Genomic DNA, 24,754 nt, shown 5'->3' with positions numbered 1-24,754 from the left:
GCGACCGCTAGTTCGCAGAATGCGGTTTGTCGCTCGGCGTAGACTAGAGAGATTGAGCCGCGCTCTTTGCGGCACGATCGTCGATTCGAAAGAGGTGCGCTATGGGCAAGACCCTGGCTGAAAAAGTGTGGGATGACCATCTGGTCGTCAAGGGTGCCGATGGCACTCCCGACCTCATTTACATCGACCTTCACCTTGTGCACGAAGTCACGAGCCCTCAAGCTTTTGATGGACTTCGGATGGCCGGCCGCCCCGTTCGCCGCCCCGATCTCACGATCGCAACTGAAGACCACAACACCCCGACTCTCGCGATCCATAAGCCGATCGCCGACCTCACGAGTCGCACCCAAATTCAGACGCTGCGCAACAATGCCAAAGAGTTCGGCGTTCGACTGCACTCGCTCGGCGACATCGAGCAGGGCATCGTTCACGTTGTTGGCCCGCAGCTCGGCCTCACCATGCCCGGCATCACGGTGGTCTGTGGTGACTCTCACACGAGCACCCACGGCGCCTTCGGTGCGATGGCATTCGGTATCGGCACGAGTGAAGTCGAGCACGTGCTCGCGACTCAGACCTTGCCGCTCAAAGCTTTCAAGACGATGGCGATCACCGTGGAGGGCGAACTGCGCCCCGGCGTAACCGCGAAAGACATCATCCTTGCTGTCATCGCGCAGATCGGAACCGGCGGAGGCCAAGGCTACGTTCTCGAGTTCCGCGGCAGCGCCATCCGTTCCCTCTCCATGGAGGGTCGCATGACGATTTGCAACATGTCGATTGAGGCTGGCGCTCGCGCCGGCATGATCGCGCCAGACCAGATCACCTACGACTACCTCAAGGGCCGCCCGCACGCTCCTGAAGGTGCCGACTGGGATGTCGCCGTTGAGTACTGGAACACGCTCGCCACCGATGACGACGCCGTCTTCGATGCCGAAGTCTTCCTCGACGCCAACACGCTCGAGCCCTTTGTCACCTGGGGAACCAACCCTGGTCAGGGTGTCTCGCTCAGCGACAACGTTCCCGTGCCCGCTGACATCGCCGACCCCAACGAGCGTGCGTCAGCCGAGCGTGCCCTCGAATACATGGCGCTCGACGCTGGCATGGCGATGAAAGATATTGCCGTGGATGCCGTCTTCATGGGCTCCTGCACCAACAGCCGTATCGAAGATCTGCGCGCATTTGCGTCGATCATCAAGGGTCGCAAGAAGTCTGATCACGTGCGCGTCATGGTCGTTCCCGGGTCTGCCCGCGTCCGCATCGAAGCCGAAGCCGAAGGCATCGACAAGATCGTGGAAGAGTTCGGCGGCGAATGGCGCTTTGCGGGATGCTCAATGTGCCTCGGCATGAACCCCGACCAGTTGGCTCCGGGAGAGCGTTGCGCTTCCACCAGTAATCGCAACTTCGAAGGCCGCCAAGGCAAGGGAGGGCGCACTCACCTCGTGTCACCCCTCGTCGCCGCCGCCACCGCCATCCGTGGCACGCTCTCGAGCCCGTGGGATCTAGAGAACAGCCCGCTGCCCGAACAACTCGTGTCAGCCAGCACCACCGCAGAGGAGTCGCGCTAATGGACAAGATCACGACCATCCGCGGCAACGCTGTTCCGCTCAAGCGCAGCAACGTCGACACCGACCAGATCATCCCCGCTGAGTTTCTCAAGCGAGTCACCAAAACTGGCTTCGACGACGCACTCTTTTTTGGCTGGCGCCAGGACCCTGAATTCATTCTTAACCGCGAGCCATACAGCCACGGCAAGATTCTCATCGCAGGCTCAGACTTCGGCACCGGCTCTAGCCGGGAGCACGCCGTGTGGGCGCTTCGCGACTTTGGCTTCCAGGCCGTTCTCAGCTCGCGCTTTGGTGACATTTTCCGCGGAAACTCAGGCAAGCAGGGGCTTCTCGCCGCACAGCTCGCCGAAGAGGATATCGAGACCTTGTGGGCGCTCGTTGAAGCCGACCCCGAACTCGAAATCACCGTCGATCTTGAGACCCGTTCGGTGACAGCCGGTTCAGCACAGTTCTCTTTCGAGATTGATGATTACACTAGGTGGCGTTTGCTCGAAGGGCTCGATGACATCGGTCTCACTCTGAGAAACGAATCAGATATCACGGAGTTCGAAGGGCACCGAGAAGCATGGCGCCCGACAACCTTGCCAGCGAAGTAGAGGTAACGATGAATCCATTGGCTCAAGACGCAACAGCGGCAGCCAAGCGATCCGGACTGCATTCCAACCAAATCGTCATTAATGGTGGAAAGCCTCTTCGTGGACGCATTAATGTTCGCGGCGCGAAGAATCTCGCGACAAAAGCCATGGTGGCAGCCCTTCTCGCTGACACCCCGAGTGTGCTCAAAGATGTCCCGGCCATTAGCGACGTTGGCGTTGTTACCGGAATGCTCGAGGCCTACGGCGTCACTGTCACGGAGACGGGCGACGGCGAGCTGACCCTCGACCCCAAGAACGTGCTCAAGGCACACTTCGCCAAGATTGATGCGCTCGCGGGCTCTAGCCGCATCCCGATCCTCTTCTGTGGACCGCTGCTGCACCGCCTCGGTGAAGCATTGATTCCCGACCTCGGTGGTTGCCGCATCGGTGACCGCCCTATCGACTTCCACTTGGATGCGCTGCGTGCCTTCGGTGCCGTCGTCGACAAGAGCTATGAAGGCATCCGTCTCACCGCTCCCGATGGCCTCCACGGCGCTGACATCGATCTGCCCTACCCGAGCGTGGGCGCAACCGAACAAGTGTTGCTCACCGCCGTTCTCGCCAAGGGCGTCACCGAGCTCAAGGGCGCGGCCATCGAGCCCGAGATCATGGATCTCATCGCTATCTTGCAAAAGATGGGCGCGATCATCAATGTCGAGCCCAACCGCGTCATCTTCATTGAGGGCGTCGAGAAGCTCAGCGGCTACAACCACCGCGCACTCTTCGACCGCAACGAGGCCGCAAGCTGGGCATCCGCTGCTCTGGCCACCGGCGGAGATATCTTCGTTGAGGGCGCCATGCAGCAAGAGCTCATGACCTTTTTGAACATCTTCCGCAAGGTGGGTGGCGCGTTCGATATTGCTGAAGACGGCATCCGTTTCTGGCATCCCGGTGGTGCCCTCAAGCCCGTTGTCATCGAAACTGATGTGCACCCTGGCTTTATGACGGACTGGCAGCAGCCCCTTATCGTTGCGCTCACTCAGGCTGAGGGCCGTTCCGTGGTTCACGAGACGGTGTACGAGAACCGTTTGGGCTTCACCGAGGCGCTCGTTGAGATGGGCGCGAATATCGAAGTTTTCGAAGCGGGAATCGAGTCGGTCAGCCGTCGCGTTCCTCGCCGCCCCTTGGAGCAGGCTGCCGTCATCATCGGCCCGACACCACTGCACGGTGCGGATGTTGAGATCCCTGACCTTCGCGGTGGTTTCAGCCACCTCATTGCAGCGTTGACCGCTGATGGTCAGTCGACAGTCAGCAACATCGGAATTATTGCGCGCGGCTATGAGCACTTCATCGACAAGCTTGAATCACTCGGTGCCGACTTCGTCTACGAAGGATAAGTCGCCGGTGTCATCTGGCTCTAATGGCCCCCGACGCGTGAAGTCAGAGAAGACTGCCGCGTTCCGCGTGCTCGCATTCTTGTTGCTTCCCACGATGACCGTCTTGGCAAAATTTAAGTTGCATGACTCACACAATGTGCCCGCCGACGGTGCCTTTGTGATCTCACCCAATCACTACAGCAACATCGATCCTGTCGTGATCGGTGTTGCCATGTGGAAGGTGGGGCGGATGCCGCGCTACATGGCAAAAGCATCGCTGTTCAAAGTTCCCGTTGCTGGTTGGCTGTTGAGAAAGTCGGGCCAAGTGCCCGTCGAACGCTCCCCGCGCGGGCGCCAGAGTGGTGATCCGCTTAAGGCTGCCCGTCAGATTGCCGATCAGGGGCTTGCTGTTGTGGTGTATCCGGAAGGGTCGCTTACACGCGAGCCCGATATGTGGCCCATGCGCGGAAAGTATGGTGCTGTTCGCACGGCGCTCGAGGCTGGCATCCCGTTGATTCCGGCGGCGAGCTGGGGCGCCCAAGAAATTCTGCCGCGCTACTCGAAACGTATTAGTGTTTTTCCTCGAAAGACAGTTCACATTCGTTTCGGTGAACCTCTGGATTTGTCTGAGTACGAAGGCAGACATTTGGATTCGCGTTTGCTCGCTGAAGTAACGGAGAAACTCATGACCGCCATCACGTCGCTACTCGAAGAGATCCGGGGAGAAACTGCCCCTGCGGTGCGGTACAACCCGGCAGAGCACGGTCAGAGTGAGACCGGCCGATTCGAGAGCAAGTAACGTGCTGAGCGGAAGCGCTGGAGCGCCAGAAACCCCTCGTCGCGTCGCCGTTCTCGGCGCCGGTTCCTGGGGAACCACCTTTTCAAAGATCTTGGCCGATGGCGGCAACGATGTTGCGCTCTGGGCACGCCGCCCCGAGCTTGCCCGCGAGATCACGCAATCCAAACGCAATAGCGACTACCTTCCCGGTATCAACCTCCCGCGCTCGTTGTGGGCCAGCGACAAGCTGCATGAAGTTCTGGATGGCGCCGAGCAGGTGTACCTCTCGGTTCCGGCTCAGTCGTTGCGCGAGAACCTGCGCATCGTTCGCGAACTCATCCCTGAGAACGCCATCATTGTCTCGCTCATGAAGGGTGTCGAAAAGGGCACCGGAGCGCGGATGAGCGAAGTGATTCTGCAGGAGTTGGGGGTTGATCCGAACCGGGTCGCCGTGGCATCCGGCCCCAACCTGGCGCTAGAAATTGCCAAAGAGCAGCCGACGGCAGCGGTAATGAGTAGCGCAAGTCTCGAGACCGCTACCGCCGTTGCGGTTACGGCGCGCAACCGCTACTTCCGTTCATTCGTGAACACCGATGTCATCGGTACCGAATTCGGCGGAGTGCTCAAGAACCTCATCGCCGTGGCGATCGGCATCGTGGACGGCGTTGGCTACGGTGAAAACACCAAGGCCTCGATCATCACGCGCGGCCTCGCTGAGATGACAGATTTCTCGGTCGCCTTCGGTGCCCGACCAGAAACGTTGGCGGGGCTTGCCGGTCTTGGCGACCTCATCGCTACGTGTGAGTCATCGCTCTCGCGCAATAACACCGCCGGCCGCCTTCTCGGCCAGGGCTACAGCTTCTCTGAAGTCATCAAGCAGATGAACCAGACCGCTGAAGGCCTCTCATCGGTGGCACCCATCCTTGAGCTTGCCCTCTCCAAAGGCGTTGACATGCCCATCGCAAGCCAGGTGGCTGAAGTGTTGGCGGGCACCCTCGCCCCCCGCGATATCGCCCCACATTTGACCACTGACGACCTTCCTCAGGGGGAGTAAACGATGACGGCCCAACCCACAACAACCGTGGTTTTGCTGTTCGGTGGTCGTTCTTCGGAACACAGCATTAGCTGCGCAACCGCCGGTGGCGTTCTTTCGGCCATCGACCGCGACAAGTACACGGTCATCCCGGTCGGAATTACGCGCGAGGGTGCGTTCACCCTCCAACCTGACGACGCCGATACTTTCCGCCTCAACCCCGAGGCCATGCCGGAGGTTGTCGACAACGGCACGCGCGTGCACTGGCCGGAATCTTCCGCCTCTCGCCAGTTGACGGTCACGGATGCCGAAGGCACCACTCGTAGCCTCGGTGACGTTGATGTGGTGTTCCCTATCCTTCACGGCCCGTTCGGCGAAGACGGCACCGTGCAGGGGCTCATCGAGCTCACCGGCCTGCCGTATGTGGGCAACGGCGTGCTCGCGTCGGCGATGGGGATGAATAAGCACTTTACGAAGCTCGCGCTCGAAGCGGCTGGCGTCGCTGTTGCTCCGTGGGTGACGGTGTCGGCACAGCAGTGGCAGCGCACTCCGGATGTCTGGCGCAAGCGTGCATCCAGTCTCGGGTTTCCTGTCTTTGTGAAGCCTGCCCGCGCAGGGTCCTCGGTCGGAGTGACCAAGGTCTCGAGCACCGAAGAGTTGGATGCTGCTTTCGCGACAGCATTTGCCGAAGACTCGACAGCGCTTGTTGAACAGGCGATGACGGGCCGCGAGATTGAATGCGGCGTGCTGTCGGGCCGCGACGGTGGCGAAACTCGCGTGAGTGTCGCCGGCGAGATCGTGGTCACCGGTCGCGACTTCTACGACTTCGATGCCAAGTATCTCGACGTTTCTGCCGCCGAACTGATTTGCCCAGCACCTCTGCGGGATGGCGAACTGTGGCAAATGCAGCGCACCGCTGCGCGCGCGTTCGAGTCCATCGGGGGAGCAGGCCTTGCCCGGGTCGACTTCTTCTTTGACGGCACCGAATTTGTGGTCAACGAAATCAATACCCTGCCGGGCTTCACGCCGATCTCGATGTTCCCCAAGTGCTGGGCTGCAAGCGGCATGAGTTACCCCGTGCTGATCGACGAACTCATCGAACTCGGGCTAGAAACCGTTCGCTAGGGCGAGCTATTCGGATTCGTCGTCGCCGGAATCGGCGGTGTCGTCGGGAGCGGGAGTGTCAGACAGGCCGACGCAGAAGCGGTCGGCGGGCACCTGACTTACGGCGCCGGCGAGCTGACTGAGGGCGTCGAAGCCAGAGACCTCGTCGCCATCGATATCGGGGTCACCGTCGCTATCGATGATGACCTGCACAGCAGGATCGCGGCCGTACGACGTGAATACATAGTTGGGGGCGTCGCTGTCGTCTCGCAGCCAGTCGATTCCATCGTCTGGCGCAGTGACACACGCGAGTTCCGCAGTCGGATCAGGCACAGCCACGCCACAACGCAGCAGAATGTTTGCCGGTGTGCCCCACGCTCCAGTGCCCTGGGCGTTGGTTTCGCGCTTGTCGAGCCCCGCGACAGTGTCGGGGAGGCGCACAATCACGTCGGCACAGGTGGGGTTAGCGGCGTCATCCGCCGGTTCGAGTGGGACGATTGCCGCGCATCCGCCCAGCGTTGCTAGCAAAGGAATCATCGCGAGCATGGCGATTATGGGGGTGCGGGTCGTCGTTCTCATCGCCTTCAGGCTACCGTGAGAATATGACGATTGACCGCGCGAGCGAGACCCTTGACACTCTCGGCGGCGTGGGCGAGCTTGCCGCGCTCAAGCGCATCTTTCCGCGACTGCCTTCTGCTGCGGCAGAGCTTCTCGGCCCGGGCGATGACTCTGCCGTGTTGGCAACGCCAGACAAGCGTGTCGTGATCACGACGGACATGATGATTCATGGCCCAGACTTTCGGCTTGCGTGGTCCTCTCCGTACGATCTCGGCTGGAAAGCTGCTGCCACAAATTTGTCGGATGTCGCAGCGATGGGGGCGGTTCCCACCGGTCTCGTGGTCGCAATTGCGGCGCCCAACGACACCCCCGTCTCGGCGCTCGAAGCAATCGCTGACGGGCTGCGCGAGGGCTGCGAAACGCTCGCTCCTGGTAGCGGAGTGATCGGCGGCGACCTCTCGGTCTCGACAGTGCTCACGATTGTCATCACGGCTTTCGGTGATCTCGAAGGGCGCGCCCCGGTTCTGCGTTCCGGTGCACGCGTCGGCGACGTGATCGCCGTCTCAGGCACGCTCGGTCTCGCCGCTGAAGGCCTCCGCCTCCTCTTCACCGCGGGCGTCGTTGATGGCGAACCGGATGCCGCAGCGGCCGCCGCGCTCGCGACAACGCATCCCGACGCCATCGCCGCCCAGCTCAGGCCAGCACCGCCGATCGCGGACGGCAAAGCTGCCGCTCTCGGCGGAGCCACGGCCATGCTCGACCTGAGCGACGGGCTCGCGATTGATGCTCGCCGTGTTGCTACCGCCAGTGGCGTTGGGCTTGATCTGTCATCCGAAGCGGTGGGTGGTCGGGCGCAGCTCGATGGTGGCGAAGACCATTCGTTGCTCGCGACTTTTCCCGAGTCAGCGACCTTGCCAGCAGGATTCCGCGCGATTGGTCGCGTCGTAGAGGGCGAGGGCGTGCTCGTTGATGGCGTCGCCTACACCGAGCGCGGTGGTTGGGACCCCTATGCGGGCTGGGACGGTGCCGTCGGCTGAACGCCGAAGTGCCGGCAGGCTATGCCGCGGTCGGCTGAACCCAGTAGAGCGTGGTGTCGCCGTAGTCTTTGCGACGGTCGAGTTCGAGCCCAGCAGGCCATTCCGGTTCGGGGTCGCGCGAGCTGCGTTCGACGATCACGAGGGCGTCGGGGCTGAGCTGGCTGGCGAGCAGTTCGAGCGCCACGAGAAGTTCACCGTTGCCGAGTTCGTAGGGCGGGTCGATAAACACGAGATCCCACTGATCACCGGATGTCTCTAAGAACGTGTGCACAGCGCGAGCGGCGGTGAGAATGATCGGCTTTGAGCCGCGCGGAGCTTTCGCCGCGATGAGCGTCGCGTTCTTGCGGCAGGTGGCAGCGGCGCGAGCGTTGTTCTCGACGAGAGTGACGTGGGGTGCGCCGCGCGAGGCTGATTCGAGCCCGAGCGCTCCGGTGCCGGCGTAGAGGTCGAGCACGCGGGCGCCCTCAATGGCGTCGCGGGCTTCGAGCGCGGAGAAGATGGCTTCGCGCAGGCGGTCGCTGGTGGGCCGAGTGCCCGCGCTCGGTACGGCAATGGTGAGGGAGCCGGCATACCCGGCGATTATGCGTGTCATAGCGTGTCGAGCCTAGCCGGGGTGAGCGGGCGGGCGCACGGGGCTCGCGTGGTGGCGGGTGGACGAGCCCGAGGGCGGGGCAAACGCCAGTGGTCCCCGGTACTCTTCTAGGGTGACCTCGCCCCTTGATCAGAAGCTCAGCGCCGTCTTGGGCGGGCGCACCGCTACCTCGATGCAGCGCGGTCTTGGCCTGCTCACGGTCGGCGATCTGATGACCCACTATCCGCGGCGCTACGCGCGGCGAGGCGAGCTGACTGCGCTGGCTCAATTGCCGTTGGATGAGGCGGTGACGATCGTCGCCGAAGTGCGCGAGGTGCGCAATCGTCCGATGCGCAACAAGCGCGGCTCGATTCTTGAGGTGTCGATCAGCGACGGCACGGGCATCCTGACTCTCACGTTCTTCAATCAGGCCTGGCGTGCCAATGAGTTGACGCCGGGGGTGCGCGGAATCTTCGCGGGCAAGGTTGGCCAATATCGCGGCACGCGCCAGCTCGCTCACCCCGACTACGAACTCTTTGACCGGGATGCTCTCGAGCTCAAGAAGCCCGAGCAGGCCAAGTCATGGGCTGAGCAGCCGATCCCCATTTATCCGGCGACGTCCACGGTCGCGAGTTGGCAAATTCAGAAAGCCGTCGAGGTCGTGCTCGATACGCTTGGCCCGCTTGATGACCCGGTGCCGGATGCCGTGCGTCGCGAACGCGAGTTGCTTCCGTTTGCGAAGGCGCTTGAGCAGGTTCACCGTCCGAAGGTTGACTCGGACTGGCGGGCAGCTCGTGACACCCTGCGTTTTCAGGAAGCATTTGTTCTGCAGTCGGCGCTTCTGCAACAGCGTCAGAAGCAGCGTGAGTCGGAAGCCATCGCGCGCACGGCCGGCCCGCTGCTCGAAGGGTTCGACGCAGCGCTACCGTTCACGCTCACGGGTGACCAGCAGACGGTGGGGGAGGAAATCTTCCACGACATGGCGCAGCCGGTGCCGATGAATCGTCTCGTGCAGGGTGAGGTGGGTTCCGGTAAGACTCTGGTCGCGCTGCGGGCGATGCTCGCGGTCGCGCAGTCGGGTGGGCAGTCAGCGTTGCTGGCTCCCACCGAGGTTCTGGCGCATCAGCACTTCCGTTCGATCATCCGCACGTTAGGCCCCGATCTCGCGGCCGAACTCCGCCCGACCCTCATCACTGGTCAGCTGCCGACAGCAGAGCGCAAGAAGGCGCTGCTGGCGACCGTGTCGGGGGCTTCTCGCATCGTGATTGGCACGCATGCCCTCCTCGGCGACGCGGTCACGTTTGTCGATCTCGGTCTCGTCGTCGTTGATGAGCAACACCGTTTCGGCGTCGACCAGCGGGAAGCGCTGCGGCTCAAGGGCGCGAAGCCTCCCCACGTTCTCGTGCTCACGGCGACGCCCATCCCGCGCACGGTTGCGATGACAGTGTTCGGCGACCTCGATATCTCCTCGATTGCTGAGTTGCCGGCTGGCCGTCAGCCCATCAGCAGCCACGTGGTGCCCCTCGCCGAGAAACCCGGCTGGGTGTCGCGCGTCTGGCAACGGCTGGCAGAAGAACTCGCCATCGGTCGTCAGGGCTTCGTTGTGTGCCCCGCCATCGACGCCAAAACTGAAGAGCCCGGCAGCGAGCCTGCACCCACGGCTTCTGATGACCCGGATGCCGGACCGCCACGTCCGATCGCGAACGTGACCGAGGTGCTGGCGTCGCTGCGCAGCAACGACGTTCTCGCGGGCAAGCGGATTGAGGCGCTCCACGGCAAGCTTTCGAGCGAGGAGAAAGACGAGCTCATGCGCGCCTTCGCTGCCGGCGACATCGATGTGCTCGTCGCGACGACGGTTATCGAGGTCGGCGTTGACGTGCCGAACGCCTCGGTGATGGTGGTGCTCGACGCTGATCGTTTCGGCGTCTCCCAGTTGCACCAGCTGCGCGGCCGTGTTGGTCGTGGTGGGGTTCCGGGGTTGTGCCTGTTTGTCACGGCGGCCGAGGTGGAGTCGTTGGCGCGCGAACGCGTTGAGGCTGTGGCATCCACTCTCGATGGTTTCGAACTTGCCAACAAAGACCTTGAACTGCGCCGCGAAGGCGATGTGCTTGGTGGCGTGCAGTCGGGTGGGCGTTCGAGCCTCAAGCTGCTGCGAGTTGCCAACGATGGTCAACTCATCACCGAAGCGCGCGAGGCCGCTCAGGGGCTGTTGGTCGCAGATCCGACCTTGGCCGAGCATCCGGCGCTCGCCGAAGCACTCAAGCGTCGTCTTGATGAGAGTGCCGAAGCGTTCCTCGGCAAAAACTAGCGCCTCCGCTCGCAGGCACGCTTTGCTGTGTTGCGTCAGATTTCCCCGCACAGCGAACTCCCACGCGCCAATGAGCACCGAGCGGCTATCGTGGGAGCATGAGTCGGATCGCTGTTGTTCCTGGGTCGTTTGACCCTGTCACCCTTGGCCACCTCGATGTGATTGAGCGGGCAGCGAAAACCTTTGACGAAGTGCACGTTCTGGTCGTGCACAACCCGGGCAAGACCGCGCTTTTGCCGATTGCGCAACGCGTCTCCCTCATCGAACAAGCCGTTGCCGACGCTCACCTTCAGGGCAACATCGTTGTAACTAGCTGGAGTATGGGCCTCCTCGTTGACTACTGCACCGATGTGGGGGCGAGTGTCATCATCAAGGGCATCCGTTCTCAAGTGGATGTCGCGTACGAAACGCCTATGGCGATCGTCAACCGCGACCTCGCCGGCGTAGAGACGATTTTCATGCTGCCGAATCCCGCTCATGCGCACGTGTCCAGTTCGCTGGTGCGTCAGGTTGCCGCGCTTGGCGGAGACGTCGCGCCCTATGTTCCGCGTTCGGTTTCTGAGTTTTTGCAAGCGCCGCGCGACTAACACCGGCACAATGGGTTTATGACACTCACCCTCGGATACAAAGCGTCAGCAGAACAATTTGCCCCGCGTGAACTCGTAGAGATCGCAGTGGCAGCAGAAGCACACGGCATGGAGAGTGTTGCGGTTAGCGACCACTTCCAGCCGTGGCGTCACGAAGGCGGGCATGCTCCGTTCTCGCTGAGCTGGATGGCAGCGGTCGGTGAGCGCACGAGCACGATTCGTATCGGCACGAGCGTGATGACGCCGACCTTCCGTTACAACCCCGCTGTGCTCGCTCAGGCCTTCGCCACGATGGGCTGCCTCTACCCAGGGCGCATCATGCTGGGTGTGGGAACGGGCGAAGCCCTCAACGAGGTTGCCACCGGATTCCGCGGTGCTGGCGAGCAGGACTGGCCCGAGTTCAAGGAGCGCTTCGCTCGATTGCGTGAATCCGTTCGCCTCATGCGCGAACTGTGGACCTCAGACCGCGTGTCGTTCGAGGGGGAGTACTACTCCACTCACGGCGCGAGCATTTATGACCGCCCCGACCAGCCCATCCCGATCTATATCGCTGCCGGTGGGCCGATGGTCGCCCGCTATGCGGGTCGTGCCGGAGATGGCTTTATCTGCACATCGGGCAAGGGCATGGAGCTCTACAACGATGCGCTGATCCCCGGGGTCAAGGAGGGTGCAGCCAAGGTCGACCGCAAATTCGAAGACATCGACCGGATGATCGAGATCAAGCTCTCGTATGACACCGATGCCGACGTAGCCCTCGAGAACACACGTTTCTGGGCGCCACTTGCTCTCTCGAAGGAGCAGAAGCACGACATCACTGACCCCATCGAGATGGAACGCGCCGCCGATGCTCTGCCCATTGAGCAGATCGCTTCGCGGTGGATCGTCGGCAACGATCCCGACAAGATTGTTGAAGAGATTCGTCCCTATGTGGATGCCGGCCTCAACCACCTCGTCTTCCACGCGCCCGGCAACGACCAACGCCGTTTCCTCGAGCTCTTCGAGCGCGACATTGCACCGCGATTGCGGGCGCTGTAACTCTGATTGTGCTTAACCGCGACCGCTGAGGTTCGCCATGATGCGGCCGTCACCTCCGAGGTGACGGCCGCATCATGCTTTAGCGGATGATGAACCGCGGATAGTTCTGCTCGGCGCGATCTCTGGCGTGAGCCAGGCGCTCACGACGGAGCTGGTGTGCGGCCAGCAACTCGGCCGACGCGATCAGTCGCGCACGATGGGGCCGGCGGCTCCACGTGATGAGCGCGACGCCGAGATGCAGCGCAAGCCGGTCGATTACCCCCACGCGACGCATGGCAGCCTGTCGCGGCTGGTCATGGTGATGAGGTTCGGACGGATGGGCGTGGCGGTCTTTCGAGGCCGCCAGTAGTTCGTTCATGATGGAAAACTTTCGTGACAGAGAGAGGTTGCGGATGGCGCGTCAGAGCGCGCTGTTTCAGGTGGCGACCCAACAGCATCCTTCGGCAATCGCGAGTTGCCAGAGAAGGGAGTGGTCATCGCGGTGAGTGCTGCGCAGCCCCGTCGGGGTGCGCCGACTCGTCAGTCGAATGCAGTCTCGTGATGATCGAGTTGGGTCGTGTGCTCCGTGAGCGCCGCCACCGTCAGAACCGGTGAGCGGAGAACGCTAACCGGTTAGGCGGAGAGGGTGCCGACGGAGCCGGCAGTAATTGGGTTCTTCGTTGTTGCGAACATAAACACGGCTAGCTCCTTTCAATAGTTGGCGTTTGCTCAGTGTAGGACGGGGATCCCGTGAGGACAAGACCCGATTTAGCTGCGATGCACAGCCGTAATAATTGCGTCGGCAAGCTCGGCTGGCTTCGTGAACTGCGGCCAGTGCCCGGTGGGCAGGTCAACGAGTTCGAGGTCGTCGAGGCGGGCAACTTCGGAGGCGAAGGGCTCATCGTCGCGCATCCATGCCCGCAATTGTTCGCTCGAAAATTCACAACAGATCACCGTCGCCGGCACGCTGAACCGCGCTGGTGTCGACAGATTCTGGGGATCGCTGGCGACCCGAGCGGGCTGCGGAATGGCAATGCGGCGAAAAGTGCTTCGCAGCTCATCGGTGAGATCAACGAGATCTTCGTCATCGAACACCGACCAGTTGGGCAAGGGGATTTCGCCATCGATCGTGGGCAGATCAGTATTAATCGGCATGCCGTGGGGTAGCGGCACGGTGTCGACGTGCACGATCCGGGCGAGGCAGGTGGGGCGAGCATCCGCAACGGCGTGGGCGATGGGCCCGCCGCCGCTGTGCGCCACGAGAACGATGGGCGGTACCACCTGGCCGTGCGCCGCGTCGTCTTCGCAGTCATAGTCGCGAGTGAGACTGTCGACCACGTCAACTACCGCAGCGACGTGATCGGCGAGTGTGATGGCGCCGCGATCAGTGGCGTCGCGGTGAAGACCGGGAAGGGTCAGCGGATGAACCGTGTGGCCAGCCTCGCGAAGCGACCGCGTAATGGGTGCCCACGAGGCTTCATCGAGCCAGAAACCTGGAATGAGAATGACGTGCATCAGCGGACTAGCGGTGCTGATGGAAAACGCGCCCAGATTCATGCCGACTCCTCAGTGAGTAGGGCGCCTATTATCCGCTCGTCGCGACCGCAATTCAATGCTCGGAAAGGTGCTGCAGCACGACAGGGGCAATGCACGCCACAATAGACGGATGCCCGTGACAGTTTCTGCACCTCATATCGGCTACGCCGCCATGCTCGAACGGTTCGCTCCACGTGACGTCATGGAGAGTGCGCAGTACGCCGAATCGCAAGGATTTCGTGGGGTGATGGCCGCAGACCACTACCAGCCGTGGGTTCCCCAGCAGGGGCAGGCGTCCTTCGTGTGGAACGTGCTGAGCGCTCTGGGCGAAACCACTACCGGCGACCTTGGCACCGGAGTCACCGCGCCCACGTTTCGTTGGCATCCGGCAATGGTCGCCCAAGCGTCCGCGACGCTGGCCGCGATGAATCCGGGGCGACACTGGCTCGGCCTCGGCAGCGGCGAAGCTATCAACGAGCACATCGTCGGCCAGTACTGGCCAGAAGCTCCCGAACGCATCAACCGCATGTTCGAAGCCGTCGAGATCATCAAGAAACTGTTCGCTTCGGGGCTCGGCAACAAAGATGTGCGCCACGAGGGGCAGTTCTACCGGCTCGAATCGACACGACTCTGGACAATGCCCGAGGTGGCGCCCGAGATCTTGGTCGCTACCGCCGGGCCGGTCGCCGCGAAGCGTGCCGGTAAAACTGTCGACGGGCTCATCACCGAAGCGGCACCTCTCGACAAAGTCGACATGCTGCTCAAACGATTCGCCGAAGGCGCACGAGAAGCCGGCCGCGCACCCGAGAGCCAGAGCCGCGTGCTGCGGCTGCACTTGAGCTGGGCCGAAACAGACGAACAGGCCATGCGCAACGCGCTCACCGAATGGCCAAACGGTGGTCTGCGGTTCGCGAAGAACGACATCCGCTCGCCCTTCGAGCTTGAGCAACTGGCGCGCATGGTGCGCCCAGAAGACTTCGAGGGGCGGATGCCCGTCAGCGCCGACCCTGACGTGCATCGCGCCTACATCCAGAGCTACCTCGATCTCGGATTCGACCGCATCTACCTCCACAATGTCGGACGCAATCAGCGCGAGTTTCTCACGGTCTTCGGGCGTGACGTGCTGCCGGCACTGCGCAAGTAGTGACTGCGCCACGAATGCCGCAGACTAGACGCGTGAGAATGAGCGCATGGGCCGTGCCCGGCATCCCCGAAATTCAGTCCGGTGACAGCCTTCTTGAGGCGATTACGACGGCTCTCGTTGCCGACTCCGATGACGTGAACTCGGGAGGCCTCGCCGACGGCGACATCCTCACCGTCACCTCCAAGATCGTGAGCAAGGCCGAAGGTCGTTCTGTCGAGGCTGCCGATCGCGAACAAGCCATCACCGACGAAACCGTGCGGATTGTGGCCTCGCGCGAGCACCCCAACGGTGTCACTCGCATTGTCGAAAACCGTTTGGGGCTCGTGATGGCGGCGGCGGGCGTTGACTCCAGTAACACCCCTGACGGCATCGTTCTCCTGCTCCCGCTCGACCCCGATGCGACCGCCCGCGAGCTCTGCGCCGGGCTCCGGGAGCGCTTTGGCGTGACCGTGGGCATTGTGATCACGGATACCGTGGGCAGGCCTTGGCGCAAGGGCCAAGCCGACATCGCGATTGGTGCGGCCGGCATCCATGTTCTCGATGATTTGCGCGGAACCGCGGATGCTTCGGGTCGCCCGCTTGCGGTCAGTGTCACGGCGCTCGCCGATGAAGTTGCTGCCGCGACAGATTTGGTCAAGGGGAAGGCCGGGGGATTGCCCGTTGCGGTCGTTCGCGGGCTAGGTCAGCACGTCGCTGATCTCGACGCTGCCGGTGCGCGATCCCTCGTGCGGTCGGGCCCCGAGGACATGTTTAGTCTGGGCACAAAAGAGGCGTGGATGGCGGGCTTCGATGAGGCTTACAACACCGTCGAAACTAAAGAAGACTAATACTCGACTGTCGGGGAGTTTGCCTCTACGATGAGCGGATGGGGAGTCTCATTTCGCTCGCGTACTTCGCGTTGCTCATCTCAGTGTTGATCGACATCATCCTGATTGATGAATCGCGCATCAAGAATCTCGGCAAGGTCACCTGGATCTTTATCGTGATTTTCATGCCCTTCATCGGCAGCATTCTCTGGTTTGCGATCGGCCGCCAGCACCGGTCCACCGCTCCGAGCTCTGTGCCCTTTGGTGCCCCCGAGCGTCGCGCACACCTGCCATCACTGGAGGTGAGCACGACCGAAGCCGAGATCGCGAAACTCGACGCTGAGATCGAATACTTTCAGCGCCAAGAAAAAATCCGTGCCCTCGAAGATGAACTGCGCAAGCGTAAGCAATTGCCGTAGTGGAAGACCGGTGTAAGACTCGACCCATGGATGCCCCTACCTCCGGGTCACTACCCGACGACGTGTTCCACGATCACTGTGACGCCATTGTGCGCAGTATTTCGACCGTGATTGATGGCAAGACAGAGGCTGTGCGCTTGGCGCTTACGGTGCTTTTGGCGGAGGGCCATCTGCTCATCGAAGACGTTCCCGGTGTCGGCAAGACCATGCTCGCGCGGGCTCTCGCGCGAACGGTAGACAGCACCGTGTCGCGCGTGCAATTTACGCCAGACTTGCTGCCGGCCGACATCACGGGCGTCTCGGTCTATAACCAAAACACGCGTGAATTCGAGTTCAAGAAGGGGCCGGTATTCGCGAACATTCTCATCGGTGATGAGATCAACCGTGCCAGCCCGAAAACGCAGTCTGCGCTCCTTGAGTGCATGGCAGAGTCGAGTGTCACGGTCGACGGGACTACGTACGAACTGCAGAGCCCGTTCATTGTGGTGGCGACGCAAAATCCCATCGAAATGGAGGGCACCTATCCGCTGCCTGAAGCTCAGCGTGACCGGTTTATGGCCCGCATTTCGATGGGCTATCCGGATGCCGCAGCCGAGCTAGAGATGTTGCGCTCACGGGAGCTCAGCAGCCCTCTTGACGCGCTCACGGCCGTGGTCTCGGTTGAGCAGTTGCGCGAGCTCATCGCGACGGTGCGACGAGTATTTGTGAGCACCGCGGTCGAAGAGTATGCGGTTGCGATTGCTCAGGCGACGCGTCGTGACCCCGAGGTGCGGTTGGGTGCTAGCCCGCGGGCTACGCTCCATCTGGTGCGGGCGGCGAAGGCTCGGGCGGCGATTGATGGTCGTGACTTCGTGTTGCCTGATGACATTGATGCGCTTGCCGTGACAGTGCTGGCGCACCGCATGATTCCGGCGCGCCATGCGGCTCAGTCCTCAACGGTTCTGACGGGTCATTCGATCGCTGCTGTGATTGAGCGCATCGTTGCGGAGACGCCGGTTCCGGTCAATTCGGTCGCGTCCTAGCGGACTCTCATGTCTCGCCTTCGCCCTCTTCGAGCTCTCTCTGTCGCGTTGCGCGTTGTACGGCTCACCAACCGCGGAAGTGCCTTTCTCGTGCTGGGCGGGGTCGCACTTGTGGCAGGCTATGCGGCTGGTATGCCGATTCTGTTATATGCCGGATGCTTCGCTCTCGCGTTACCCCTCATGGCTGCTGTGCTGGTGCGCTCGCGGGAATCCGCGCTGTCGGTGAGCCGACAGTGTGCGTTTCCCGTTGTGGAGGCGGGAACCACGAGCCTTGTCACGGTGCGAGTCGATAATCACGCGCGCACGGGACTTCGCGGAGTGCACTGGGCCGATGGCCTGCCGTGGTCTCCGTGGGCTACAGCCAGTGGCTGGATGCCGCCGCTCTCGGCGCGAGTCGGTGGCCTCAACCAGCGCAGTGCAGCCCAGCTCTCCTATTCGCTTACTCCGCGCGATCGTGGAATTTTTGAGATTGGTCCGCTCTTGCTGCAGAGCAGCGACCCGCTCTCGCTGGCGCTCGGCTCGTGGAGTGTCGGCGCTGTCACCGAGTTGACGGTCACGCCGCGGGTCGTCACGCTGGCGCAGTCGGCGTTGCTCGCCCAGTCCGGCGATGGGGAGGCTCGTGTGCTCCAACGTCGGTCGGCCGGTGACGATGACGATGCGATGACCAGGGAGTATCGCCGTGGCGATGCGATGCGACGGGTGCACTGGCGAGCATCCGCCCGGCACGGCAGCCTGATGGTGCGCCAAGAGGAGCAGCACAGTTATCCCGAGGCTCGCATCATTGTGGATACGAGACGTGCAGGGTATACGGATGCCAGCCGCAACGATTCGGTGCGACTCTCGAGCGGAGCCGTTACGGCAGCCGCGCGCAGCCCTCGCTTCGAGTGGGTCGTCAGCATGCTCGCCTCTGCCGCCGTTCAGCTGAAGCGCGAAGGCTTTCTGGTGGAGATCATTGAGACGGGTCCCTCGCAGCTGGCGGATGCCTCAATCGTGCATCGACGGGCCTCCGACGAGCACGAATTTCTGACCCGTCTCGCAACCTTCGGCCCCGTCGATAGTGCGCCGGGCTGGTGGGGTGAGCCAGTGCCCAGCACGAGCGCGGGCGGGCCGGTATTGGCTCTGGTCGCGCATCCTGAGCCGGAGACGGTGTCGTATTTGCGGCGGCAAGCCCTTCCGGGAGTTCTCGCCGTTGCGTTCGTGGTGGAATCCTCGTCGAGTTGTGGAGATTTCACGCGGTCGGGCGACCGTGCTCGCCAGCCCGCCGGTGACGAGCTGCGCGACGCCGGGTGGAAAGTAATTTCGGTGCAATCCTTCGATGACGTTGGCGATGCCTGGACCTCGTTTGTGGCGGAATCGAGGGCACACCGTGACAACAACTGAAGAGAGTCGGGCGCGCAGTGTGCGCGCTCACGAACAACGCGTGCGTACGTGGTCGCTCAGCGGCACTCTGGCTCTGGCACTGGGGGTCGCGGCGAGCAGCCTCGGCGAAGTGCTTACGGAGGGCGCGTGGTGGTTTCCTTACGTTGGAATTGTGCTTGTCGTTCTTGCGGCGGCCGCCGTGGGCCACACGCTGATTTCGCGCGCCTGGATCGGGTCGCTCATCGGCGCCGCGGTCGGCTTGGCGACACTCACCTTGTTCTTCGCAGCCACCACAGCCTTGGTGGGCATCCTGCCAACGTTCACCACTTTCGCACGATTCGCAACCCTCATAGCGCAGGGGCAATCGTCCATGGAAGCTCAGCGCTTTCCCGCGGATGCCGATGTGAGCATCGTGTTTCTGATCTGCCTCGGCGCGCTCGCACTCTCGATCGCAATGGACGTCATCGCGTTCGTGCTGCGTAAGCCGGCGTTCACGGCGCTCCCGCTGCTCATCCTGTTGGCGGTTCCGGCGTTTGTGCGAAGCGAACTGCACGATGCTCTCAGCTTTGCGGTGACCGCTCTCGCCTATGTGGGCATCCTTCTTGTCGCGGGGGAGCGCACGACGATGCGTGCCGCCTGGCCTGTTGTGGCAAGCGCGCTCGTGTTGGCTCTCGTCGTGCCCGTGGTGATCCCGAGTGTTGAGCCGGCTGAGCCATCTCCTGGCACTCCGGGGATCATCGCTACCGGGGTGAACCCGATCCTCAATCTGAGTAACGATCTTCGACGCGATTCCCCGCTGTTGGCTCTGACGTACACCTCGGAACGGGGAGATGAATACCTGCGGGTCGCTGCTTTGGATGAGTTCACCGACGAAACGTGGAGTCCGTCGGAGCGCGAGATTGACGACTCCAATACCGTTGAAGAGTTTGCGCCTTCGCCGGGGCTGTCGGCGGAGGTGCCCCGCACCGAGAGCGTCATGCAGATTCAGATTCAACGCCTGCGGGGAAAGCTGCTGCCCGTTCCTTACGCGACCACGAGCATTGCGGATGTCGGGCGCGGTTGGGCCTGGGAACCTGAGGGCTTAACGGTGTCGACGTCGTTCGCAAATTCCAAGGGTCAAAGCTACGAAGCCTCGTACGTTACCGCTGCCCCCTCGATCGAACAGTTGGAGGCAGCGCCGACGGAGTTGCCCGCTGGTTTTGAGAAGTATGTGGCGCTGCCGGAGTCGCTGCCGGCTGTGGTGGCTGAGACAGCGCAGCAAGTGGCCGGTAACAAAGTGACCAGGTTCGACCAGGCGCTGGCGCTTCAATCGTTCTTTCGCAATGGCGACTTTGTTTACTCCGAGGAGTCGCCGGTTGCCGACGACTATGACGGTTCGGGCGCCGAGGTGCTCGCCGCATTTCTCTCTGCCAAGAGCGGCTATTGCGTGCATTTTGCGTCGGCGATGGCCGCGATGGCGCGCACCCTCGACATCCCCTCTCGCGTGGTCGTCGGCTTCACGCCCGGCCAGCGGAAGGTGGATTCCGAGACCGACGAGGTGAGTTTCGCGGTCACGACAGACAACTTGCATTCGTGGCCTGAGCTCTACTTTCCGACCGTCGGTTGGGTTCGTTTCGAACCAACGACATCCGTGGGCAGCACGCCCCGCTTTGCGCAGAGTGTGAACGATGACCCGAGCACTCCCGACGTTGACGAGTCGAAGCCTGAGCCCACTGCCAGCCCCAGCTCGAGCGCGACTCCGGGTGCGCGTCCCGACCTGCCGCGTGACGAAGTGCCCGAGACGCCCGTTCCCGGTTACGGCGAGACTTCGCCATGGTGGTGGCTCTTGCTCGCCATTCCGTTCCTGCTGGCGATCCCGGCGCTGGTGCGCGTCATTCGTCGAGCACTGCGATTGGCTGCCGTCGCGCGAGGCGATGTTGCGCTTTCCTGGCGAGAGATTTGCGACAGCGCCGCCGACTTGGGGATAGCCGTTTCCCGCACCGGGACGCCACGTCAACAGTATGAGCAGCTTGCGGCTCAACTCGGCGTCGTGCCCGTCGCGGCGAACTCCGCTGGGCCCCCGTCAGCGCCGAGTCCGGAGTCATCGACCGGACTGTCGTCGACCTTGGCGCTCGTGCTCGCGGCAGTTGAAGCGTCGGCGTTCAGTCCGCGCCCGCAACAGGTACGCCGGGCGGCGGTGTCGAGTGTGATCACCTCGCTGCGGTCATCCGTGGGCTGGCGGGCTCGCATCATGGCGGCACTTGCTCCGCGCACGGCCTTCGACCGCTAGCCAGCGGTGCTGCGTGAGGGTGGTGTGGTCTGGGTGAGGGGCGTCCGCGCCGCTACGCGGGGCTAAACCCGATGACAGGCTTGCCGGTGACCGGATTGCGAAGGATGGATGCCGTGACGCCATACACGTCAGCGATCAGCTGTTCCGTCAGCACGGTTTCGGTCGCGCCTGCCGCCACGACGCGGCCATGGGAGAGCACGATGATGTGGTCGCAGTAGCTCGCCGCGAGGGAGAGGTCGTGCAGCGCGGCGAGTACGGTGACGCCGGTGGTGCGCAGGCTCGACAGCAGTTCGAGCACGGCGAGTTGGGCGGCGATGTCGAGGTGGTTGGTCGGTTCGTCGAGGGTCAGCAGCTGTGGCTCTTGGGCGAGGGCGCGGGCGAGCATGACGCGTTGCTTTTCGCCACCAGAGAGGCTCTGGAATTCGCGTTCGCGGAACGCGGTCATTTCTACGGTCTCGAGGCTTGCCGTCACGACGGCAGCGGATTCGGGGGAGTCGGCCTCCCACAGTGACTGGTGCGGCAGACGCCCGAGCTTCACGACCATGTCGACGGTGAGGGAGGAGTCGGTCGTGGCGTCTTGTTCTACGAACGCGGCGAGGCGCGCGCGTTGGCGACGCGGCATCCCGAGCAGGTCGGCGTTGCCGAACGTGACGGTTCCGGATGCCGGAGCCTGCACGGCGGTCAGGGCCCGCAGCAGGGTGGATTTTCCGGCACCGTTTGGCCCGACGAGCGCGCTGAGGGAGCCCCGCGCTACCGTGCAGTCGACGTTGTCGATGAGCAGGGTGCCGTCGATAGTGACGCGGATTCGTTCGGCGACAAGGCCGGTGTCGTCACTCATGTTGAGCTCTTTCGCCGGGTGAGGAGGAACGCGAAGATGGGGGCACCGATCATGGCGGTGACGATGCCGACGGGAATCTCGCGCGGGTCGAAGAGTGTGCGCGCAAGGGTGTCGGCCCAGACGAGAAAGACGGCGCCGAGGAGGGCGCTCAGGGGGAGCAGGGCGCGGTTCCCTGGCCCTACGAGTAGTCGAACGGCATGCGGCAGGATGAGCCCCACGAAGCCGATCGATCCGCTCACCGAGACCATGGCGCCGGTGACGAGGGCGGATGCCGCCAGCAGTCCCCAGCGGGTCGCGCTGACGTTCACTCCGAGCGACGCTGCCTGCACGTCGCCGAAGGCAAAGGAATCGAGCAGGCGTCCCGTAAGCATCACGGGGACTCCGATCACGATGATGGCAACCATGGTGATGCCGACCGCAGGCCAGCGTGCTCCGCTAAGGGAGCCGAGCAGCCACGACAACACTTCCCGGTAGGAGTCGCCGTCGACGCTCCAGAAGATGACAAAGCTTGTGACTGCCGAGGCAAGCGCCGAGACAGCGATGCCGGCGAGCACCGTGCGCGACGGGGTGATCGCACCGAGGGATCCCGCCAACAGCAGGGTGAGGGTCAACGCGAGTAACGCGCCTGCAAAGGCGGCAAACGGAAGTAACACGGCGGCGCCAAGCACAATCACTGACACCGCGCCCAGAGCCGCGCCCGATGACAACCCGAGCAAATACGGGTCGGCGAGTGGGTTGCGCGTAATCGCCTGCATCACCGCACCGCTCAGCGCGAGCCCCGCACCCACCGCCGCAGCGGTGAGCACGCGAGGCAAACGCAACTGCCACACAATGCCATCCCGCAATTCTGTGAGCGGGCTCACTCCGATACCGAGGTGGCTCCCAATCGAGCGCCAGACCTCATCGAAGCGGATGTCGGCAGGGCCAATCGTCACCGCGATGGTGATCGACACGAGAAGTGCGATCCCCAGCGCGGTGCCGAAGGTGAGCGGAGAAACTTTAGCCATCGAGCTCCGCAATTTGAGCCGACAGGCTTTCGGCAGCGTCAACGCTGCGTACGCCGGCCTCGCTCGCCGCGAACGGCACCACGAGGTAACGGCCAGCCTTCACAGCACTGAGGTTCGCGGTGGCGGGGTTGGCCTCAAGCACGTCGATCTTGCTGTCTGCGGTGTTCCAGGCGGCATCCACGAGCACAATGAAGTCGGGGTCGGCGTCAACGACGGCTTCCCAGTTGAAGGGAGCCCACGTCGAGTCGATGTCCCCGGCGATGTTGGTGAGGCCAACTGTGTCGAGCAGCAGCTGCGGTGCTCCGATGCCGGCGCCGACGTAGGGAGTGTCGGAGCCCGAGGAGAACCAGAGCGCGGTACGGGAGTCGCCATTGGCATCGATCGCGGCCAGTTGTGCCCGCTGTTCATCGACGATCTCGGTGGCATCCACGCGGAAGATCGAGGCAACCGTCTCGATGTCGCTGAAGACGTTGTCGAAGCTGAGCTGTTCAGGCTGTTCTGCGCTTTGGCAGGCGGAGGGAGCCACGAAGGTGTTGATGCCGAGAGAAGTGAGGTCGGCGCGCTCGCCGGCGCCGTCAGCGCTGAACGTTGATTCCCACCCGGCAAAGACAAGGTCGGGCTCGAGATCGAGAACGGCTTCTTCGCTCGGCACGCGCTCAGCAATCGAGGTCAGGCCCGCAGCATCGGATGCCCACTGTTCGGGCACAGGGCCGTCCTGAAACGCGGTTCCAATGATGCGATCGCCGAGGCCGAGCGCCAGAAGCATCTCGGTTGTTGACGACTTGATCGTGATGACGCGCTCGGGGGCCGAGTCGAAGGTGACATCGAAGCCACAGTTGCTGAGTTCAACCGATTGCGCGGCGGCATCGGGCGAGGTGGTTTCCGTCTCGTCAGCGGCAGCAGTGCATCCGCTCAAGGCAAGAACGGACACCCCCGCCAGTAGTACGGTGCGAGAGAACGCGGAACGGGGCAAAACGGAACGAGACAGTGCAGACATGGAGCCTTCCAAGAAACGGGTGGATGGGCGCGAGAATGCGCCACAAAGAACGAAAAGTGTTTCGAGAAGACCGGCAGCCCAATCCTGGGCAAACCAACCACGCCATACCAAGCGCACGGGTCTGTCGCACCAGTCTAGAGAGGTACAAAGCCTCCTGCCTACTCCGACCCACACGGTCCGGCGTGCTCATCCGTGGGCTAGCTGACTGAGCGATTGCTGACCGGGGGCGACAGGGGAGCCGTTGCGGGGGTAGAATCGACGATCGTGTCTAGAATCAACGAGAGTCCGTATGCCGTGTTGGTGCGCGATCTCATTCACCGCCCAGGCGAGATGAGAGAGCACTCCATTCAGGTCGTCGTACCCGAAACCTTTGGTACCGCCGTTGTTGGGGTAGAAAAGGGTTCGAAACTGTCCGTCAAGGGCCGTTTTGAGTCACTCCACGACGGCATTCTTGTGGATGCTGTGGTGTCGGGCAAAGCGCAAGCAGAGTGTGTTCGTTGCCTCATTGACGTCACCCTGCCTGTCCGAGTCGAGTTTCAAGAACTTTTCGCGTATTCTGAGGACGAAGCTTTCGACTACACGGTTATCGACGAATACATCGATCTAGAACCTGTAGTGCGGGATTCGGTAGTGTTGTCACTACCGTTCCAGCCGGTCTGTCAGAAGGATTGCCTTGGCCTGTGCCCCGAGTGTGGGGTTCGGTTGCTCGATAATCCAGGACACGAACACGAAGCGCCCATCGATGCTCGCTGGGCAGCGTTGGCCGGCCTCCAAGATTTCACGCAAGACTCGCATGACCAGAACTCGCACGACGCGAACGATTCACCTGAGACCCAAGAAGAAAAGAGTTAGCC

General features: G+C 62.6%; 24 protein-coding genes. 17 read left to right on the top strand and 7 right to left on the bottom strand.

The features are described 5' to 3' along the window. Positions 1–101: 101 nt before the first annotated feature. The 6 genes from leuC to ACWFSR_RS09920 are packed head-to-tail and all read left to right on the top strand — an operon-like array spanning position 102 to position 6,449. Entirely contained in the window at positions 102–1,562 is a 1,461-nt protein-coding gene (gene leuC / locus ACWFSR_RS09945) for a 3-isopropylmalate dehydratase large subunit (protein ID WP_447522300.1), read from the top strand. Continuing rightward, positions 1,562–2,158, top strand: coding sequence for a 3-isopropylmalate dehydratase small subunit (leuD, locus tag ACWFSR_RS09940; RefSeq protein WP_197123803.1), 597 nt, complete (start codon positions 1,562–1,564; stop codon positions 2,156–2,158). The genes leuC and leuD overlap by 1 nt, the downstream gene beginning before the upstream one ends. Positions 2,159–2,166: 8 nt before the next feature. Then, positions 2,167–3,534, top strand: coding sequence for a UDP-N-acetylglucosamine 1-carboxyvinyltransferase (gene murA / locus ACWFSR_RS09935; RefSeq protein ID WP_197107152.1), 1,368 nt, complete (start codon positions 2,167–2,169; stop codon positions 3,532–3,534). 7 nt (positions 3,535–3,541) lie between these two features. Beyond that, complete coding sequence (locus ACWFSR_RS09930; protein ID WP_307783828.1) at positions 3,542–4,312, top strand: lysophospholipid acyltransferase family protein; 771 nt, start codon at positions 3,542–3,544, stop codon at positions 4,310–4,312. A gap of 1 nt (position 4,313) precedes the next feature. After that, positions 4,314–5,345, top strand: a complete 1,032-nt coding sequence (locus tag ACWFSR_RS09925; RefSeq protein ID WP_197106094.1) for an NAD(P)H-dependent glycerol-3-phosphate dehydrogenase — start codon at positions 4,314–4,316, stop codon at positions 5,343–5,345. Positions 5,346–5,348: 3 nt separating this feature from the next. Continuing rightward, positions 5,349–6,449, top strand: a complete 1,101-nt coding sequence (locus tag ACWFSR_RS09920; RefSeq protein WP_447522299.1) for a D-alanine--D-alanine ligase family protein — start codon at positions 5,349–5,351, stop codon at positions 6,447–6,449. Between the two features lie 6 nt (positions 6,450–6,455). Here the strand turns inward: ACWFSR_RS09920 and ACWFSR_RS09915 are convergent, their stop codons facing one another. Next, entirely contained in the window at positions 6,456–7,007 is a 552-nt protein-coding gene (locus ACWFSR_RS09915; protein ID WP_447522298.1) for a DUF3515 family protein, read from the bottom strand. 23 nt (positions 7,008–7,030) lie between these two features. Between ACWFSR_RS09915 and thiL the strand changes: the two genes are divergently transcribed. After that, the gene (thiL, locus tag ACWFSR_RS09910) at positions 7,031–8,023 is read left to right on the top strand and encodes a thiamine-phosphate kinase (RefSeq protein ID WP_197106091.1); all 993 of its coding nucleotides are present in this window, start codon (positions 7,031–7,033) and stop codon (positions 8,021–8,023) included. A 19-nt stretch (positions 8,024–8,042) separates the two neighbouring features. Here thiL and rsmD read toward each other — a convergent pair whose 3' ends face one another. Continuing rightward, the gene (rsmD, locus tag ACWFSR_RS09905) at positions 8,043–8,615 is read right to left on the bottom strand and encodes a 16S rRNA (guanine(966)-N(2))-methyltransferase RsmD (RefSeq protein ID WP_447522297.1); all 573 of its coding nucleotides are present in this window, start codon (positions 8,613–8,615) and stop codon (positions 8,043–8,045) included. Between the two features lie 172 nt (positions 8,616–8,787). On the opposite strand from rsmD, the gene ACWFSR_RS09900 reads away from it, so the two are divergent. The 3 genes from ACWFSR_RS09900 to fgd all read left to right on the top strand — a co-directional run bounded on the left by ACWFSR_RS09900 (position 8,788) and on the right by fgd (position 12,524). Then, entirely contained in the window at positions 8,788–10,902 is a 2,115-nt protein-coding gene (locus ACWFSR_RS09900) for an ATP-dependent DNA helicase RecG (RefSeq protein WP_447523443.1), read from the top strand. 98 nt (positions 10,903–11,000) lie between these two features. After that, positions 11,001–11,489 carry a pantetheine-phosphate adenylyltransferase gene (gene coaD / locus ACWFSR_RS09895; protein ID WP_197106088.1) on the top strand — a complete coding sequence of 163 codons (489 nt, stop codon included), beginning with the start codon at positions 11,001–11,003 and terminating at the stop codon, positions 11,487–11,489. A gap of 18 nt (positions 11,490–11,507) precedes the next feature. Beyond that, entirely contained in the window at positions 11,508–12,524 is a 1,017-nt protein-coding gene (gene fgd, locus ACWFSR_RS09890; protein WP_197106087.1) for a glucose-6-phosphate dehydrogenase (coenzyme-F420), read from the top strand. Positions 12,525–12,603: 79 nt separating this feature from the next. On the opposite strand, the gene ACWFSR_RS09885 is transcribed toward fgd, so the two are convergent. Both ACWFSR_RS09885 and ACWFSR_RS09880 read right to left on the bottom strand, forming a co-directional pair. After that, positions 12,604–12,882 carry a hypothetical protein gene (locus ACWFSR_RS09885; protein ID WP_447522296.1) on the bottom strand — a complete coding sequence of 93 codons (279 nt, stop codon included), beginning with the start codon at positions 12,880–12,882 and terminating at the stop codon, positions 12,604–12,606. 389 nt (positions 12,883–13,271) lie between these two features. Further along, positions 13,272–14,060 (bottom strand): alpha/beta fold hydrolase, encoded by a 789-nt coding sequence (locus ACWFSR_RS09880; protein ID WP_447522295.1) that lies wholly within the window; start codon positions 14,058–14,060, stop codon positions 13,272–13,274. Between the two features lie 109 nt (positions 14,061–14,169). Here ACWFSR_RS09880 and ACWFSR_RS09875 point away from each other — a divergent pair, with 109 nt between their 5' ends. From ACWFSR_RS09875 to ACWFSR_RS09850, 6 genes are read left to right on the top strand one after another with little or no spacing between them, the layout of a single operon-like run. Continuing rightward, positions 14,170–15,183 carry a TIGR03557 family F420-dependent LLM class oxidoreductase gene (locus ACWFSR_RS09875; RefSeq protein WP_197106085.1) on the top strand — a complete coding sequence of 338 codons (1,014 nt, stop codon included), beginning with the start codon at positions 14,170–14,172 and terminating at the stop codon, positions 15,181–15,183. Positions 15,184–15,221: 38 nt separating this feature from the next. Continuing rightward, on the top strand, positions 15,222–16,010 hold the full coding sequence (gene cofE / locus ACWFSR_RS09870; RefSeq protein WP_447522294.1) for a coenzyme F420-0:L-glutamate ligase: 789 nt from the start codon (positions 15,222–15,224) through the stop codon (positions 16,008–16,010). A gap of 38 nt (positions 16,011–16,048) precedes the next feature. Further along, positions 16,049–16,408, top strand: a complete 360-nt coding sequence (locus ACWFSR_RS09865; protein ID WP_447522293.1) for a PLD nuclease N-terminal domain-containing protein — start codon at positions 16,049–16,051, stop codon at positions 16,406–16,408. Positions 16,409–16,434: 26 nt separating this feature from the next. After that, positions 16,435–17,430: an AAA family ATPase gene (locus ACWFSR_RS09860; RefSeq protein WP_197106082.1), complete on the top strand. Its 996-nt coding sequence runs from the start codon at positions 16,435–16,437 to the stop codon at positions 17,428–17,430. 9 nt (positions 17,431–17,439) lie between these two features. Further along, entirely contained in the window at positions 17,440–18,810 is a 1,371-nt protein-coding gene (locus tag ACWFSR_RS09855; RefSeq protein ID WP_447522292.1) for a DUF58 domain-containing protein, read from the top strand. Further along, positions 18,797–21,058: a transglutaminase family protein gene (locus ACWFSR_RS09850; protein WP_447522291.1), complete on the top strand. Its 2,262-nt coding sequence runs from the start codon at positions 18,797–18,799 to the stop codon at positions 21,056–21,058. The genes ACWFSR_RS09855 and ACWFSR_RS09850 overlap by 14 nt, the downstream gene beginning before the upstream one ends. Before the next feature lie 52 nt (positions 21,059–21,110). Here ACWFSR_RS09850 and ACWFSR_RS09845 read toward each other — a convergent pair whose 3' ends face one another. Genes ACWFSR_RS09845 through ACWFSR_RS09835 form a run of 3 tightly spaced genes read right to left on the bottom strand, consistent with a single transcriptional unit; the run spans position 21,111 to position 23,900 of the window. Next, positions 21,111–21,896 carry an ABC transporter ATP-binding protein gene (locus ACWFSR_RS09845; RefSeq protein ID WP_197106079.1) on the bottom strand — a complete coding sequence of 262 codons (786 nt, stop codon included), beginning with the start codon at positions 21,894–21,896 and terminating at the stop codon, positions 21,111–21,113. Beyond that, positions 21,893–22,903, bottom strand: a complete 1,011-nt coding sequence (locus ACWFSR_RS09840) for a putative F420-0 ABC transporter permease subunit (RefSeq protein ID WP_197106078.1) — start codon at positions 22,901–22,903, stop codon at positions 21,893–21,895. Before ACWFSR_RS09840 ends, ACWFSR_RS09845 begins: the two co-directional genes overlap by 4 nt. Then, positions 22,896–23,900 (bottom strand): putative F420-0 ABC transporter substrate-binding protein, encoded by a 1,005-nt coding sequence (locus ACWFSR_RS09835; RefSeq protein ID WP_447522290.1) that lies wholly within the window; start codon positions 23,898–23,900, stop codon positions 22,896–22,898. Before ACWFSR_RS09835 ends, ACWFSR_RS09840 begins: the two co-directional genes overlap by 8 nt. A gap of 264 nt (positions 23,901–24,164) precedes the next feature. Between ACWFSR_RS09835 and ACWFSR_RS09830 the strand changes: the two genes are divergently transcribed. Next, positions 24,165–24,752, top strand: a complete 588-nt coding sequence (locus ACWFSR_RS09830; RefSeq protein ID WP_307783833.1) for a YceD family protein — start codon at positions 24,165–24,167, stop codon at positions 24,750–24,752. Positions 24,753–24,754 lie beyond the last annotated feature (2 nt).

Source organism: Salinibacterium sp. NYA9b (assembly GCF_976973725.1).
The sequence above is the reverse complement of the archived record's forward strand: the minus strand, read 5'-3'. Positions and strand labels throughout refer to the sequence as shown.